Origin of the sequence: Faecalibacterium prausnitzii (assembly GCF_019967995.1) — a bacterium.
GTDB lineage: Bacteria > Bacillota > Clostridia > Oscillospirales > Ruminococcaceae > Faecalibacterium > Faecalibacterium prausnitzii_E.
The window spans coordinates 2,373,827-2,390,636 of the sequence record NZ_CP065377.1 but is presented as its reverse complement, the minus strand read 5'-3'; the positions used below and the strand labels follow the sequence as shown (position 1 = coordinate 2,390,636).

The following is a 16,810-nucleotide window of genomic DNA, read 5'->3' as shown; positions in this document are numbered from 1 at the left end:
GTTATATCTGGGGCGATTTTACACAAACCGTGGGCGGCTGCCAGCCGCGCAGGGCATTCCAGTCGGGCTTATAGATGCGCAGGAAGAGATGAAATTCAGTCTCTCCGATGGGAAGCCAGTTCTCCGTGTTTTCCGGCATCGCATGGGAAAGTGTGACATCCACAGAACCGTCTGCATTTCGATTCAGGACAGACCGGTCATTGATGCAGTAGCGATCGATGGGATTGTCGATGAGAAAATCGTCCTTGCCATAGGCGGTTACGGACCAAAAACCCTTCTCTAATGTCTGCGGGAACGAATCGAAATGCAGTGTGTAGGTCTTTTTACCGGTCAGGACTGCGCCGGTGCTGTCCACATCGGTTTTGGGGTAGATGGCAACATCGGTGGTGTTGGCACCCAGACCCCGCAGCGCCACCATGGCACGGTAGGTATATGTTGTGCCAAAGTTGCCGATGGGGTCGCCGAAATAGGTCCACTGACCCATCTGGCGCGTATAGCCCTTCGATTCGCTCAGCAGCTTTTTCTTCAGCTGGAGCAGCATCAGCTTCCAGCGCAGCCCACTGAACAGACCCAGCGCCTTGTCATCGAACTTCTCACCGGGGCCGATGTGCAGTGCTGCAAGCTCCCGGAGTACCGGCGCGTCTGCCGCAGCGGGCGGGTTGGTTTCCATCAGCTGGTTGGCGGTATCAAAAAATTCCTTTGCGTCCATGGCAAGAACGTGCTTTACCGGCACAAAGTCATTGGCAGGGTCATAGCTGCCTGCGGGGGCGGTCCATCCACCCGCCTGATAGGCGGAAAGCGGCATCAGCTGCATCTTATCCTGAATGGCCCGGACGTTGGGCAGGTCCTCTTGTCCGGAAAGCACGATGCGGGCAATGGTCCAGACCATCGTGGTAGGTACATCAATGCGCTGCACCCCTTCCGGCAGTTCGCCCTGCCAGTCTGCACGGGTAATGGCGTAAAGCCCCGGCGTTTCCAGCACGGCGGCGGTGTTTGTCCACGCATCCAGCACCTGTACATTAAAAAAGCGGTCGGTCTGCGGCACGCCGTAGATCATTGGTTCTGCGCCGACATCCAGAAACGCCTGCGTATAGATGGTATCCACATTCGGCGTAACCACCACACGGGTCGTTGCATCTGCCAGCTTTTCCGCATGGATGAACTGGTTGATGGGAGCCTTGTTGCTTGTAGCTGTGCGGGTGTTTGTGGAAGCCGTCCGGGTAGCGTCCATGATCACCAGTGGAAAGGCGTACAGATACGCCTGTTCCAGAAGTTCCTGCGCCGCCATCGTTTGTTGTGCTGCGGCGGCTTTCTCTACGGGCAAAAGTGTAGCTGCGCAGACCACCGCAGCCGCAGCGGAAACGTTCAGAAATTTCCGGCGGGTCATTTTCATAACATGAAACCTCCTGTTATGCTTTTTGTTTTAGGCATATGCGCCTTATGGGAATAACCATTCAGTGTTCTGTGTTCATCATACGAAAAGAATGCCGGGAAGTCAACACTTTCTATGCACGATACGCCAAAAACGTGAGTTTCAACAAAAAGCACCTCAGATTATTGTTGAAAGCTCCATTGAATTGTGCTTTTTGTGAATCCTCCTTGTCCGATGCACGGCAGTATGTTATACTAAAGTCATCAACTGACAAAGGAGCACTGCAATGAGCGACCTGAATCGATGGATGCAAAAACACAATCTCTGCCCGGAAAACATTTTATATCTTTATCGCAGCGACCGGAAAACGGTCCTTCACCGCATGGACGGCGGGGAAGCCGCGCTGTATGCGCCGATGCACGGCGTCCTGTCTGTTCTGCCGGAAGATCAGTTCCTGAACATCAGCAAGGGGATCGCAGTGAACCGCAGCCAGATCGTTAACATCGACAACGATGGCGTTTATACCATGTCGGACGGCCGCACGTTTCAGGGACGCAAGCGCGGCCTGAGCAGCCACCGCCGCCTGCGCATGGAGATCGGGCTGTCCGACACGCAGTCTCGCCCCATGAGCATGAGCCTGCTGGAAAAATGCAGCCTGCTGGACGATATGCCGCTGGCGTTCTGTGTCATCGAGCTGGTCTTCAATGAAGATGGACACGGCGTGGATTTCATCTTCCGCTATTGCAATGCGGAAATGGCCAATATCGAGGGTGTGCCGGTGGAGGAAATGCTGAATCGCTCGTTTTACAAGGTGTTCCCCAATGGGGACAAAAAGTGGCTGGTGTCCTATGCAGATGTGGCGCTGAACGGTACGAAGCATACCCTCCACGATTACAGCCCGGAGGTGGACAAATACCTGACCATCCACTGCTATCAGCCCGAACCGGGGTATTGTGCCTGTGTGCTGCAGGCAAACGAGCCCTGAAGCAAAAGGCGGCGTGGCCCATACAACGGGTCATGCCGCCTTTTGCTTTTGTTTTGAGTAGCTTGAGCGGGCGACAACCAACAGCTCCGCTGGTGGAGTAGAAAATGCTTTAGCTATAAGATTCGAGCGAAGCGAGATGACAAGGAAATTGTCATCTTAAAAGATGCACTTTGCAGCATAGCTCGGCCGGGTCGGCCTGCTGCGTTATCACTGCCACAGCGGGTATCTGTCCACTGTCGTGCAGGAAAATGAGATGGCCAATGTGCTCACCCCGGCGGGCGGCATCTTCCGCCGTCCGCGAGGAGGGCGACCGCAGGTGATCATCGGACAGGTAGACCACCGACACATTTCTATCCACGCTCTCCGCGAGGAGGGCGACACGTTCTTACCAACGCCCAGCCAGTCGATGTCCGTATTTCTATCCACGCCCTCCGTGAGGAGGGCGACTGCCACGGCATTGTCGTAGGCACCACGGCCAGTGTGATTTCTATCCACGCCCTCCGCGAGGAGGGCGACCGGTTCTGGTTTTGCTGCGAATGGAGGCGACGACATTTCTATCCACACCCTCCGCGAGGAGAGCGACAAGGTCAGTGCGCGGGTTGGTTTTCTTCACATAGATTTCTATCCACGCCCTCCGCGAGGAGGGCGACGGGGCAATTTTCGACGATGGCCTACCGACTTGCAAATTTCTATCCACGCCCTCCGCGAGGAGGGCGACGGCGCAATATGCTGCAAGCCATGGTCAACGAGGCATTTCTATCCACGCCCTCCGCGAGGAGGGCGACGCGAGTGCATCGTCGACATCGACAGCACCACAGAGATTTCTATCCACGCCCTCCGCGAGGAGGGCGACGGAGGAAACCAACACGGTTGTCTGGATGAACGGATTTCTATCCACGCCCTCCGCGAGGAGGGCGACGTCAGCGGGCCGGTCTTGGTGTCCACCTCATAGCTATTTCTATCCACGCCCTCCGCGAGGAGGGCGACCGTGACCGATGAGGAAGGCCAGACCTCTGAAGTGAATTTCTATCCACGCCCTCCGCGAGGAGGGCGACAGGCCCTAGCGCTCAAAACCGCCGCCGGGCAAGAATTTCTATCCACGCCCTCCGCGAGGAGGGCGACCTTTCTGGAACTGTCTTTCCCAAAAGCCATTAAGCATTTCTATCCACGCCCTCCGCGAGGAGGGCGACAACACCCATCCGTACTGCCTGCACATGTGGAAGAATTTCTATCCACGCCCTCCGCGAGGAGGGCGACTCATGTCTATGCCGTCTTGTGTGGAGATTGGAAATTTCTATCCACGCCCTCCGCGAGGAGGGCGACGGGACGTTCGCTGGTCTGCTGACCTGTCCGAGGTATTTCTATCCACGCCCTCCGCGAGGAGGGCGACTGCCGCCAACGTACCAGAGGGCGGTCCACTGGGTATTTCTATCCACGCCCTCCGCGAGGAGGGCGACCAGCAGTCGCTGGCATCCCTCGACAAGTCTGTGAACAAATTTCTATCCACGCCCTCCGCGAGGAGGGCGACGGCGGGATTGGGCCGCACCCCGGCGAAATTGAAGTTATTTCTATCCACGCCCTCCGCGAGGAGGGCGACGTACCAGCGGTTACAGCAGCCGATGCGCACAAATATTTCTATCCACGCCCTCCGCGAGGAGGGCGACCGCGGACTATACCAAGCTCTCCCCGGCGGCACTGAAATTTCTATCCACGCCCTCCGCGAGGAGGGCGACACCATGCGTATGTATGGTAATATATAGACACAATATTTCTATCCACGCCCTCCGCGAGGAGGGCGACTCGCACACGGCGGTGGGATAGCATAACGCAAAACTATTTCTATCCACGCCCTCCGCGAGGAGGGCGACGCCAAAAATCCTTGTTGCACCATTCACCACTTGGAATTTCTATCCACGCCCTCCGCGAGGAGGGCGACCGAGGGCCTTTGTCTCCGCTTCGACGACCAAAATATTTCTATCCACGCCCTCCGCGAGGAGGGCGACGAATTTGGGGCTTACTAAGGAGGACGCGCGAGATATTTCTATCCACGCCCTCCGCGAGGAGGGCGACGTCATGGATCTGGACAAGCAGGCCAACACGAGCATTTCTATCCACGCCCTCCGCGAGGAGGGCGACTTGATAAGTTGCATTCGTTTGGAAATGACCAGAATATTTCTATCCACGCCCTCCGCGAGGAGGGCGACTTTTAGAAACGAGGTATTGGAAATGAGCTGTGAAATTTCTATCCACGCCCTCCGCGAGGAGGGCGACAGTCAGATTCGGAAGATTTCACCGTCACGCAGACCATTTCTATCCACGCCCTCCGCGAGGAGGGCGACTTTACGTCGGTCCGTCTATTCTGGGCTATATCCAGAAATTTCTATCCACGCCCTCCGCGAGGAGGGCGACTGCCCATGCCGCCGTAAGGATTGACAGGCTGCTGCGATTTCTATCCACGCCCTCCGCGAGGAGGGCGACAAACACCATCCGGCTGGATACCCTTCTGGATCAGATTTCTATCCACGCCCTCCGCGAGGAGGGCGACAGTTGCGCAAAAGCTCACGGAGCGGATGGAAAAAATTTCTATCCACGCCCTCCGCGAGGAGGGCGACGCCTGCGTCATATAAGTCCGACGCAAACGCATGCCATTTCTATCCACGCCCTCCGCGAGGAGGGCGACATATCATACCCATCATTTTTGGATAATTCTTTTATATTTCTATCCACGCCCTCCGCGAGGAGGGCGACATGCCTTACCGTCCTTGTACAGCACGGCTTTGAAATTTCTATCCACGCCCTCCGCGAGGAGGGCGACGTTTTGTGATGGCTTCGCTCAGCGACGCAGCCGTATTTCTATCCACGCCCTCCGCGAGGAGGGCGACTCGACGTCCGGCGTCCGCAGGCCGACCGGCTGAAATTTCTATCCACGCCCTCCGCGAGGAGGGCGACTTTGCTGGCGTCGCCCCATTTGGTGACTGCTTTTTATTTCTATCCACGCCCTCCGCGAGGAGGGCGACCTCAGACCGCTTGAGTGCTCATGGGTTCCTCCTATTTCTATCCACGCCCTCCGCGAGGAGGGCGACGGTCCAGCGGCGAGTCGATTCTTCCGCTGGAGGAAATTTCTATCCACGCCCTCCGCGAGGAGGGCGACTTCTTTTTTTATTTGGAGGAAAAAACATGCCTGAATTTCTATCCACGCCCTCCGCGAGGAGGGCGACGCCCAGTTTCGTATCGAGGTCGAGGACAAACTGCGAATTTCTATCCACGCCCTCCGCGAGGAGGGCGACCTGGACCTCGGCGATCAAGACCTGGGAAGAGCTCAAATTTCTATCCACGCCCTCCGCGAGGAGGGCGACTGCGCGACGCAGTGCGCGGGCTGAGCGGCCAGATGATTTCTATCCACGCCCTCCGCGAAGAGGGCGACCGAGCTGTGTGCGACAAGCTCACCCAGCTGGCGGATATTTCTATCCACGCCCTCCGCGAGGAGGGCGACGGCATGGGAACAGTAGGGCTTGCCACTCCCCTGCCATTTCTATCCACGCCCTCCGCGAGGAGGGCGACCGGGACGCCTGCTCCTACTGTCGCTCTCTGGTCGAATTTCTATCCACGCCCTCCGCGAGGAGGGCGACACGTTGCTGTCAAAAATACTGCCCAGGTTGTCGATATTTCTATCCACGCCCTCCGCGAGGAGGGCGACGATTCTTTGCTCATGGGATGAATCACTCCTTTCGGATTTCTATCCACGCCCTCCGCGAGGAGGGCGACGTTGGCCAGCACACCGAGGGCGGCGGCAGATTCCTATTTCTATCCACGCCCTCCGCGAGGAGGGCGACGGTCTGGATCTTGAAAGGGGACGCCAGCAATGACATTTCTATCCACGCCCTCCGCGAGGAGGGCGACGGGGAGCCTTGCCTTTTTTCAGGCGGGCGATGTTGATTTCTATCCACGCCCTCCGCGAGGAGGGCGACGCCTTACAAGAATACTATCCTCCGATTTTGATTATTTCTATCCACGCCCTCCGCGAGGAGGGCGACGACCGGCCCGAACCCAGCGGGAACGATTTTTTGAAATTTCTATCCACGCCCTCCGCGAGGAGGGCGACGTGGTCTCCTTGCCGCAATCGCCGCAGGGATAGCTATTTCTATCCACGCCCTCCGCGAGGAGGGCGACAGCAAAAACGGAGAAAAACATCTCCGCTTTTGTTTCATTATAAAACGATCTGCACAGATTTGGAAGAGCTTTTCCAAAAACATCCGAAAAAAGAGCCGCGATCTGCACAGAATGCCTTGAAAACATGGTGCGAAGGAGACGGAAAAAGGGTGAGCACTTTCCATTCGCACCGAGGGAGAGGGCTAGAAGATCAGCACGTCTCCGGATTCAAACAGGGGATGAACTCCGATGTGCTCGACCTTGGTCTTATAGTTGTTGCCCAGTTGATAAAACCGCAGACTGTCCAGATCGGGGTCGATGAGAGCGGCAAGCTCGGACTTCAGAACAGCAAACTGTGCGGCGTCCAGCAGGCACTCGAAGACAGAATTCTGCACCCGCTGCCCGTGGTCCACGCACTTTTTGGCCACTTTGCGCAGGCGTTTGCGCCCAGCAGCGGTCTCAGTGTTGACATCGTAGGTGATCAGGACCAGCATAGACGAACCTCACTTCCAGAAGAATGGCGGATACAGTTCCAGATCACCGCGCAGAGTCCGCGCCAGAAGGAGCGCCTGCACGTAAGGCACCAGTCCCCAGGGCAGTTTCTCTTTCAGGAAGGGATGGGTGATCTGCTCCTGCTTTTTGGTCTGCCAGGCTTTGAGAAACGCGCGGCGGCCATCGTCGGTCAGGAGGACAGCACCATTCTCCTGTTTCTGGAAGTGCTTCGCTGTCAGCAGTTTCTGGTTGATGCAGGACAGCACGAACCGGTCTGCGTAAACGGCGCGAAGCTCTTCCATAAGGTCCAGCGCCAGACTGCAGCGTCCGGGACGGGCGCGGTGCAGGAAGCCGACATACGGGTCCAGCCCGACGCTGCTCAGTACGGAAGCGCAGTCGCGGGCCAGCAGAGAATAGGCAAAGGAGAGCAGCGCGTTCACATTGTCCAGCGGAGGCCGACGGTTTCGGGACACGAACGGAAACGCTTCATGCTGCTGTAAAATGAGGAAGTCGAAGCAGTCAAAGTAGCGCTGCGCTGCTTCCCCTTCCAGACCGCGCAGCTGGTCGAGATCGTCGCACTGCTCGATGAGCGGGAGCGCCGCCGCAAGCTGGGCACTCGTGCGTTTGAATTCCTCTACGGGTACGCGCTGCGGGTGGTCGCGGGTGGCGCGTTCCAGTACCCAGCGGGCGTTGTAAACTTTGCCAAGGATGAAGTACCGCGCATAGCGGCAGCTCAGCGCTTCGCTGTCGGAGATGCGGTACTGGGTCTGCCGCAGCAGGACATTGCCGCGCTCTTCGCCGACGGTGCGCGCCAAAAACTGGCCGTAGGGGCTGAAAAAGCAGAGGTCGATGCCCTTGGCCGCGCATTTGCCCATGAGTGCCGGGCTGGCACCGGAGCGGCTGAAGCAGACGATCCCTTCCAGCGTGTGGAGCGGGACCCGCCCGATCTCGGTCTTCTGGCGGCTGACCACGACATTTTCGCCGTCGAGCGAAAGATAGGCGTCTTCCGAAGTGACGTAAAGTTGGGTCAAAAGCTGTCTCATGGCGTGTCCTCCGCTTGCACTTCGTCCAGATAGGCTTTCAGGTAGGCCCTGGGGTCGGCGCGTTTGTACAGTGCGGGTAGGCAAAGCTCTTTAAGGGAGCAGGCGTTGCAGAAGGTTCCCGGCTTGACTTTTGGCGTGTAGCCGCGGGCGAAATACTGGTTCATCTCGTCGGCCATGGCCTGCGTTTTTTGGCGCAGCGCGTCCGTCAGCGGAACGAGTTCCCGCCGCTTCGTTTCCTCGTAGAAGAGCGCGGCCTGCGGGATATCACAGGCCAGCATCTCTTCCAGAGCCATGGCCTGCGCACAGAGCTGCAGCCGGTCGGCGTCGTTCTCCTTGGCGCGGCCATGTTTGTACTCCACCGGCATGGGCCGCCAGCGGCCTTCGGTGTGCTGCAGCGGGATGCCCTCCGGGTCCGCCCGGAATTCCACAACGTCGCAGTCTCCGCTGAGCCGCAGCCGGTGGCTGACGACCTTCATCCCCCGCGTGATGAGCAGATCGCCCCGCCGCTCGGTCTGCGCGGTATCATGGCAGCGGATATGTTCCAGCCGCCCTTCCGCAGTGCGAAGGTTCTCAGACCATTGCTGTTCGAGGTAGGCCAACGCCCATTGTCTTCTACAAAAGGCAAAGTGTTGAATACCGGACATTTGCAGATATTCGTCAGTGTTCATCATACACTTCCGGCGTCAGACCGTCCAATTCGTCGCAGGTGATCTCGTAATCCTCTGCGCTGCGAGGTGTCTCGCAGGTTGACTTCACATGCAGGCAGCGGTGGACCTTGGCGGAGGAATACTGACCGCTCTTGCAGTTGTGCTCCCACCAGTACAGGCGAATCACCTCCATGCTGCCGTCCGGCCGGGCAGAAGACGTGTCGTTCTCAAATAATGTGAGGAGAGCCTGCTTGATCAGGTCGGCATCCTCCTGCGTGAAGCCGGTCTTTTCGGCAAGCTGGCAGTTGATGCTGCCAAAGGTCGTATAGACGCCGAAGTCCACACGGTGCTTCATGCCCATGGTATCGCTGGATTTTTTTGCACCGGATACGCCGTTGACGCTTTTGGTGATCTGCAGGCTGCTGATCTCGACGGGGTCAACGCTGAACGCCGGGTGGATGGATACGGGCCCACGCACACCGATCGAGACACCGTCGGCCTCGCCGCCATTCTTGAAGGCGAACACCTGGCCGAAGCTGCGCACATCCAGCCAGGTCTGGCAGGCGACTTTTGCGTAAACATCGGCGTCTTTTTCTTTTTTCAGTGCAGGGATGGAGTCAGCACGGTCTTTCAGGCTTTTGCAGCCGTCGATGCAGCGGTCATTGGACTGCACAAAAACCGGAGCGCCGAGGTCCATCATGCGGTTGCGGATCTTTCGTTTCAGGCAGACATCCGAGATCTCGCCGTAGCCTTCGTAGGTCTCACGGGGGCGGTTGCCATTGAGCGGGTCCCCATTGGGGTTTGCGTGGCGGACGGAAAGAACAAGGGCAAAGTCGATCTTATGGTTCAAAGTACTCATAATAGTAGATCCTCCTGTTATTTATTCTTCACTCGGATTGGAATTCTTTTTCGATTCTTCGTTTTCACGGCGGAAGGCCATCAGCTGGCTGGAATAGCCAAGGAGATAAAGTTCGCTCAAGGGTTTGTTGGTGAAGTTTTCTTCACCGAGCTGATCGATCAGATCCAGCATGAGCTGATAACGGCGTCGGCTGCCGTTTTTGGACTGGATGCGGCTCAGATAGGGCGTGAGCTTGTTTTGCAGCAGAACGGTCGTTTTGGCGGGTCGCTGTACGAACATGACCTGTGCCCGTTCGGCATTCGTTGTACGTTTTTCATCGGTGGTCAGGTTTTGTGCATAGCGTTCGACCTGCTCTGCGCAGGCGAGGATGCGGCCGAACAGATAGCTGCGGTCGCGGCAGGTTTCATCCAATGCCATAGAATAAGATTCTCCTTTCGATCGGTTGTAATAACCGCAGATCAGCGCACAGGCGATGCTGCGGGTCTTGCGGGCTTCCCAGGGCTCCAGCGTGACACCTGCCGTAGCACGGCGTACAGCGCTTCGCACAAGGTCATAAGGCAGCGGCTTTCGTTCTACCAGACAGGGAACAAGGCGCTCCAAAGTCTGTTGCTTGAGTTTCTGATCGACCTTTTCTCCGTAAGCAGCTTTCGCGATGTCCTCCGGAGCGGGTGCTCCGACAAACGAAAAATGTTCCTGCTTGGGTTTCGTTCCGGGCTGTGCCGGTGCGGGGCGGGAGCGGTATTCCAAAAGCCACACAAAGGTCTTGTGCCAGTCAACGATATTTTCCAGCAGCCGGGAGCCGCTGAGTTCCTGATAATACCGGACCGAAAGGCGGCCTTTGGCACCAGAAGGAGAGTCCAGGATCAGAACGGAAAGCTGGGAGGTGTCGGTCAGCTTCAAGCGGTATCCATGGATCGCCCGATTGAACTGCCGCGCAATGGTCTCGGCGGTGGAAGCTTCCTGTGAGGGCATCAAAGCAAATTCTGGAATCTCCATGTCATCGAGATCATCAGCGGGGGCATTCTGCGCAAGATCATAGGTATCATCGCAAAGCGAGGGAACCGGTTCATCCTGTGTGCCCCAGACCAGGATGGATTCATCACCAAGATTTGTGCCCTGACGGCTGATGAGCCAGCGCAGTGCACTGTGGGCTTCCTGTGTGGTGCGATAGCCGATCGAAAGCGCCTGCTGCGTATTATGAAAGCGACCACGGAAAGTGTAATTGAACCCTTTGTCCGCATTGTGCGAAATCAGCTTGGTTCCGTCGCCATCATTACGGATTTTCTTAGGACTGAGATACGAAATAGCAGTTTTTTCACCAAGAACTGTGCAGTAATCTCTTGAAGTGATGGTTGGCTCATAAAATGATAAAAACGAATCCCAGATCTCTTTGTCATTTGAAAGGTCGATGCCATTCACGCGAAATCGAACAAAAGCTTCCGTTTGATCACTGATAAGCGAACTGATGGGATGTTTGGAATCATTGGGGTTATCGTCTGTCTGGGGGAGAAGACCTGAATCGTCTGTAAAAAGAGCGTTATAATGAATTAAATCTTGAATGAGCGTGCCTTTTTCAAGATAGGTTAAAACAGCACGGACCAGTGGATGCGCAAAAGGTGAATTACACCATTGAACAAGTTGGGCATGATACGCGTCCCAGCCGGCCCTTTTAGGACCACCGAAGTCTTTATAGTTGGAAGCAACGTATTGAAGCTTATCTGCCAAGGGATGTGGCGCAATGTTTGTGGTACGAGCAAGGGATTCTTCGGTGCAGGGGATGATTGTGGTTTGTTCATCCTCCTTTTTGGACCCCTTCTCTTTGTTCTTTTTGCGCAGGACAAAAGCGTTCAGAAAATTGCCGTCGAGGTCGAGCTCTACCTGAATCTGTGCCTGCTGGGTGGTGTGACCGACGGGCAGGAGGGTGGCACGATTGGGTTCCTGCCTGCCGATGAGGTCAGGTTCTGCCCGGCGGATGTACTCATAGGTCTGATAACAGCGTTCCAGCCAGCTCATTCGGAGAACACCTCCTGATAAAGATCATCGCAGCTTTGGAGCGTTTCGTTCAGGATGAAATGCTTGGCCGACTGCTTCCGGATATCGCGGACGACGGGGCACTCTTCCGGGCGGCAGAAGTGGATGATGCCGTTTTCCATCACCGGATACCAGAAACGCTCCTGCATGGTGCCAGTGGTGGTCTCGTCTGCGTAGGTCAGACCATGCAGCATCAGGCCAAGCGGAACAGAGGGAGTGTTGTCGTAAGCACCGGGGCCCTCGCCAAAGGTGCAGGGTTCTACGTAACCCTGACATTCTCGTGTGCCGAGAAAGATGTCCCGCCGCCCGCCGCGTTCCAGCATTCGCTTGGCGATGGCGTAGTGCTTGTTTTCGTTCCGGTCCTGCGCAAGGTCCGGGCGGTGCTCGTTCCACTCAAAGTGGGCACGCACCTGATAGGCAACATCGGACAGATACGTATAGATGGAAAGGTCGTTTTTGCCGTTGCTGTAGTTGATGGGGCGGATGCCCTTGGACTGCGTTTCGATCCGGTTCAGGATGCGGACATCGGTAGGGACCCAAATAAATGTGGGCTTCCAATAGATGCTTTCCAGAATGCCTTTGAGCGCTTGGTACGTCGGGACGGGGTAACTGCACTTCTCGCCGCCCACGCGGGTAATGGGGTCACTGAAAAGTGCATAGCGTCCGGATACAAGCAGAGTGATGGTGTTGGGATATTGCAAAGAAATTCCTCCTTTTTATCAGAAGATCAGAACCTCCGGTGCAGAGGGCTCGGTCTGGATGCCCTTGATGGAGTCATAACAATTGGATTGCAAAAGATAGACGGCTCCTTTTGCTCCGGGTAGGATCGCATGGGCTTGGTCAAGGCGTCGGAACTCGCTGCTGTTGAGCTCTACGGTATAATGCTGTGCCGCACGGAACAGTTCGGAGGTGGGGTGTTCGGTGGCCAAAAAGGCGGAGACAAGCTTTTGCCCCTGCTCCTGGTACGGTACGATGACAGAAACGGTGTCGCTTTCCAGTGCATGAAATTGCGATTCGGCCGTATCGAATGCCTGGAAAAGCGAAACGGGAGAAAGCGGCGGTGCCGAACGGTGGGTTTCCCGATATGATTTGACACCGGATCTGTTGTCGCTCAGAAGGTCGAGGAGCGTCTGTCCGTCCTGCCCGGTCGGGGCAAGCATCTGGTTCTTCTGACGACCTTCTGAATAATAGGCATCGTAGTAGGCCTGAATGGAGGCTGGAGAGAGCAGGTCTGTATGAGCAGGCAGGCTGGAAAGCAGACGTTCTGTGGAACGACGCCCCTCATCCAGATCCGGCAGGGAGTCCAGATGTTCTTCGTTCTGTGCGCAGGGGAGCAGATAGACCGGGCGGCAGGACGTTTTACCGTGACGATTGCAGCGTCCGGCGGCCTGTGCGACGCTGGGCAGGCCGGCCATGCCGCGAATGACGCAGTCAAAGCTCAGATCTACACCTGCTTCAATGAGTTGAGTGCTGACACAGATCAGCTTTTGTGCCGGGTGTGGTGGATCCAGATGGGCTTTGATGGCGTCGATCACATCCATGCGGTGCTGCGGGCAAAGATGTGTAGTAAGGCAGAAAAGCTGAACATCCGAACCCAGAAGCGGTTTTAGATGATCGAATACGGCTTCGACCATCCGGCGGGTGTTGAGGATCACGAGCAGAGAATCATTGGTTTGGAGCTTGTCCAAGGCAAAATCGGCCAGTGATTCAGCAGAAAAACCGTAATGGTCGAGAATGGGGACGATTTCGGTTCGCTTGAATTGCTCAAAGCGTTTTGCATAATCTGGAACGATGTCCTTGGGAGTAGAAAACAAAAGTGGATAAGCAAGTTGCTCCAGAGGAGGCTGCGTGGCGGTGCAGAGGACGATCGTGCAGCCCATCGCCTGCGAAAGCAGGTTGAGTGCAATATTGAATAAGTAGATGTGTTGCAATGGAAGCGACTGGATCTCATCGAAAAGCAAGACAGCGTTGGCCAGTGAGGGCATTCTGCGGGCGTTGCGGCGAGGCGCAGCGAACAGGGTGTTGAGAAATTGAACCATGGTCGTTGCAATGAGGGGCACACCCTGCCAATTCTGCGTTTGTGCCAGAATGGATTCCTGCAGAGTCTCGTCCTGGATGGCGTCCGCGTGATGTTCCAGAACAAGAGCGGAATTGCCGAGCGCCTTCCGGAAATGCCCGGTGTTCTGCCCGATGATTGAGCGATAGGGTGCAAAATAGAAGATCCGGCTGGCATGGGTGTGCTCTGCTGCGTGAATACAGAAACGGAGGCCGGAGTAAGTTTTACCGCCTCCGGTGGGAACATAGAGCCGGTAAATGCCGGGAGCGGCGTTCTGCCCGGCAGAACGACACTGGTCGGAGATTTCCTGCCGCAGAAAGTCGATCGTGCGGGTTTGCTTCAGGTCCGCAAGAAAGTGCTCCACGGTGTTCGCCAGTGCGGGCCAGTCGGTTGCCTCAGCGGATGGCAAAGGCGTGTTTTCCTCAAAATGGGCGGTGTCGGTCCAATCGGCATCGACCAATGCACCAAATAGATAGCGCTGAACAAGACCGAGCATCATCTGAAACGAAACGCTGTTGGAGCGGTTGTCACCGATTTGCAGGAGTTCGTTCCAAAGAGACGCGATCTCCTTTGCGGCAAGCGCTATTTCCTGCTCAATCTCCTCCTGTGGGATGCACTCGGTGAAAAATGTTTCACAGCTCTGGGCGTAAAATGGGTCTGCTTTCTCGGAATACATTCGTTCCAGCCAGGGTTCGCTGCCGTCTTCCGGGTCGAAAATATCGCATCGTGTGCCGTGATGGCAGCCGATGGCGATGGCGGCAAACTGTGCAGCCAGGCGGTAACTTTTCCGTGTTTCGTTTTTTCCAAAGGCTTCCCAGACCCACCGCATCCCGGCACTGGAATGATTGAGTTTTCCGACGATCGGGGCTCCATAAAGATAGTCTTGAACCTCGTGAGCAGCTTTTCCGAGATCGTGCAGAAGTCCGGTCAGGCGGCCAAGATGTTCCAGGCCGATCTGCTGACAGGCAGCACCGCAGCGTTCACCGACGTTGCGACTGTGTGTTTCCAGAAGCTGGGTGCGTGTTCTGTCGGGTGTCTGATGGGCAATGAGAGGACGTTTCATCCGACATTCCTCCTTTGGATGATTTTACCATAATGATAGAACGTGGTGCGAACGGTGTCAATCCAATACAAACAACAGAAAAGGATTTTGGCAAGGTGCCTAATTTTACGCAGGAAAAACCGTCTGATTGACGATGTGGGAGGGAAATCTTGTGGCCTGCATTCATAATACATTCCATGATATCCCATAAATCGTACTTCCACGCTCCCTTCTCAAAAAATCTTGCCTTTTCCCCCAAAAAGGCTTACAATAGCCTCGGCAAACCGAAAAGATAAGGAAACAATTTCGGAGGACAGAACAATGGCTTGTACTACAATCTTAGTCGGCAAAAACGCATCATACGATGGCTCCACCATGGTCGCCCGCAACGACGATTCGGGTTCGGGGCATTTCACGGCCAAAAAGTTCGTGGTCGTGCAGCCGGAGGAGCACCCGGCCGTCTATCGGTCGGTGATCTCCCATGTGGAGGTGCCGCTGCCCGGCCATGCGCTGCGGATGACGGCCATGCCCAACGCGGTGGAAGGCGAGGGCATCTGGGCGGCAGCGGGTGTCAATGCGGCTCATGTGGGCATGACGGCCACCGAGACCATCACGTCCAACCCGCGCGTTCTGGGTGCAGACCCGCTGGTGGTGTACCAGCCCGCCAAAGGGGAACGGCCGGAGGTGCCCGGCGGCATCGGCGAGGAGGACATCGTCTGCCTCGTGCTGCCCTATATCCGCACGGCCCGCGAGGGCGTGGTGCGCCTGGGCGAGCTGCTCCGGACGTACGGCACCTATGAGATGAACGGCATCGCGTTTCAGGATGTGAACGAGATCTGGTGGCTGGAGACCATCGGCGGCCACCACTGGATGGCCCGCCGTGTGCCGGACGACAGCTATGTCGTGATGCCCAACCAGCTCGGCATCGACAGCTTCGACTTTGCCGACGCCTGCGGCGCACAGGAAAACTACATGTGTTCGGATGACCTGAAGGCCTTTGTGGACAAGCACCACCTTGACCTCTCGCTGGACGGCAGCTTCAACCCGCGCGATGCCTTCGGCAGCCACGACGATGCTGACCATGTGTATAACACACCGCGCGCCTGGTTCATGCTGCGGCATCTGAACCCCAACACCTGGGTCTGGGAAGGCCCCGATGCAGACTATACTCCGCATTCGGACGACCTGCCCTGGTGCATGGTCCCGGAGCGGAAGATCACACCGGAAGACGTGAAATACCTGCTGTCTTCGCACTATCAGGGCACACCGTATGACCCGTATGCCGCCTATGGCGACCCGAAGAGCAAGGGTGCCTACCGTACGATCGGCATCAACCGCAACAGCTTCATGGCGCTGACCCAGATGCGCCCGGATCTGCCGGAGGAGTTCCGCACGGTGGAGTGGATCGCCTATGCGTCCAATGCCTTCAATACGATGGTGCCGTTCTATGCCAATGTGGACACCACCCCGGCCTACCTCGCCTGCACCACTGGCGAAGTCTCCACCGAGAGCTTTTACTGGGTCAGCCGGATGATCGCCGCCATGGCCGATGCCGCTTACGGCAAGTCCATCTTCCATATCGAGCGCTACGAGGAAGGCGTCCTCTCCGCCACACGCGCTCTGTTGAACGCCTACGATGAAAAACAGGCCCAGGAGGCCGACCCGGCCCGCCGTGCCGCCCTGCGCACGGAGGCCAACGAGGCCATCGCCAGAGAGCTGAAGGCCCGCGCCGCCGATACGCTGAACAAGGTCCTCTTTGAACTGAGCTGCAATATGAAGAATGCCTTCTCCCGCTCGGATGCCTGAGCAACAAATAAGGTAATAACAAGGAGCGTCTCCGCACAGAAGCTACTTCGTGCGGGGGCGCTCCTTTGTTGTGCCAGAAACAGTATTTCATAGGGATCTCCCGATGCAAAAAAACTCATAATGATGGATATAAATCATAAAGAAAATAATTTTTGTATGCGTTTCATATTTTCGCGGGGGGGGGGGATAAAAATGAAAAAACATGGAGGAAAACATTGACAGACGGCTATAAAAGATGGTATCTTATGAGAGAGGCTTTATACCTCGGATGTCATTGTACCCTGAGGAGGGGAAAAACTTTTTGAAACGGTATGACTAGGCAGGAAAA

10 protein-coding genes and 1 CRISPR repeat array are annotated in these 16,810 nt (G+C 56.4%); of the genes, 2 read left to right on the top strand and 8 right to left on the bottom strand.

Going from position 1 to position 16,810, the window contains the following annotated elements:
• Position 1: 1 nt before the first annotated feature.
• On the bottom strand, positions 2-1,393 hold the full coding sequence (locus I5P96_RS11640; RefSeq protein ID WP_223382237.1) for a DUF1254 domain-containing protein: 1,392 nt from the start codon (positions 1,391-1,393) through the stop codon (positions 2-4).
• 265 nt (positions 1,394-1,658) lie between these two features.
• Between I5P96_RS11640 and I5P96_RS11635 the strand changes: the two genes are divergently transcribed.
• The gene (locus tag I5P96_RS11635) at positions 1,659-2,357 is read left to right on the top strand and encodes a LytTR family transcriptional regulator DNA-binding domain-containing protein (protein WP_223382235.1); all 699 of its coding nucleotides are present in this window, start codon (positions 1,659-1,661) and stop codon (positions 2,355-2,357) included.
• A gap of 346 nt (positions 2,358-2,703) precedes the next feature.
• Positions 2,704-6,527: a CRISPR direct-repeat array (repeat unit 33 nt; unit sequence ATTTCTATCCACGCCCTCCGCGAGGAGGGCGAC).
• Positions 6,528-6,709: 182 nt separating this feature from the next.
• Here the strand turns inward: I5P96_RS11635 and cas2 are convergent.
• The 7 genes from cas2 to cas3 are packed head-to-tail and all read right to left on the bottom strand — an operon-like array spanning position 6,710 to position 14,697.
• A complete protein-coding gene (gene cas2 / locus I5P96_RS11630; protein WP_097793571.1) occupies positions 6,710-7,000 on the bottom strand; it encodes a CRISPR-associated endonuclease Cas2 in 291 nt (96 codons plus the stop codon).
• 9 nt (positions 7,001-7,009) lie between these two features.
• Positions 7,010-8,041: a type I-C CRISPR-associated endonuclease Cas1c gene (cas1c, locus tag I5P96_RS11625; protein WP_223382233.1), complete on the bottom strand. Its 1,032-nt coding sequence runs from the start codon at positions 8,039-8,041 to the stop codon at positions 7,010-7,012.
• Positions 8,038-8,712, bottom strand: coding sequence for a CRISPR-associated protein Cas4 (gene cas4 / locus I5P96_RS11620; protein ID WP_411703327.1), 675 nt, complete (start codon positions 8,710-8,712; stop codon positions 8,038-8,040). The genes cas1c and cas4 overlap by 4 nt, the downstream gene beginning before the upstream one ends.
• Entirely contained in the window at positions 8,699-9,547 is an 849-nt protein-coding gene (cas7c, locus tag I5P96_RS11615; protein ID WP_223382231.1) for a type I-C CRISPR-associated protein Cas7/Csd2, read from the bottom strand. The genes cas4 and cas7c overlap by 14 nt, the downstream gene beginning before the upstream one ends.
• A 21-nt stretch (positions 9,548-9,568) precedes the next feature.
• Positions 9,569-11,560, bottom strand: a complete 1,992-nt coding sequence (cas8c, locus tag I5P96_RS11610) for a type I-C CRISPR-associated protein Cas8c/Csd1 (RefSeq protein WP_223382229.1) — start codon at positions 11,558-11,560, stop codon at positions 9,569-9,571.
• Positions 11,557-12,279 carry a type I-C CRISPR-associated protein Cas5c gene (cas5c, locus tag I5P96_RS11605; RefSeq protein ID WP_223382227.1) on the bottom strand — a complete coding sequence of 241 codons (723 nt, stop codon included), beginning with the start codon at positions 12,277-12,279 and terminating at the stop codon, positions 11,557-11,559. The genes cas8c and cas5c overlap by 4 nt, the downstream gene beginning before the upstream one ends.
• Positions 12,280-12,297: 18 nt before the next feature.
• Positions 12,298-14,697 (bottom strand): CRISPR-associated helicase Cas3', encoded by a 2,400-nt coding sequence (gene cas3 / locus I5P96_RS11600; protein ID WP_223382225.1) that lies wholly within the window; start codon positions 14,695-14,697, stop codon positions 12,298-12,300.
• 300 nt (positions 14,698-14,997) lie between these two features.
• Between cas3 and I5P96_RS11595 the strand changes: the two genes are divergently transcribed.
• Positions 14,998-16,482, top strand: coding sequence for a C69 family dipeptidase (locus I5P96_RS11595; RefSeq protein WP_223382223.1), 1,485 nt, complete (start codon positions 14,998-15,000; stop codon positions 16,480-16,482).
• Positions 16,483-16,810: the final 328 nt, after the last annotated feature.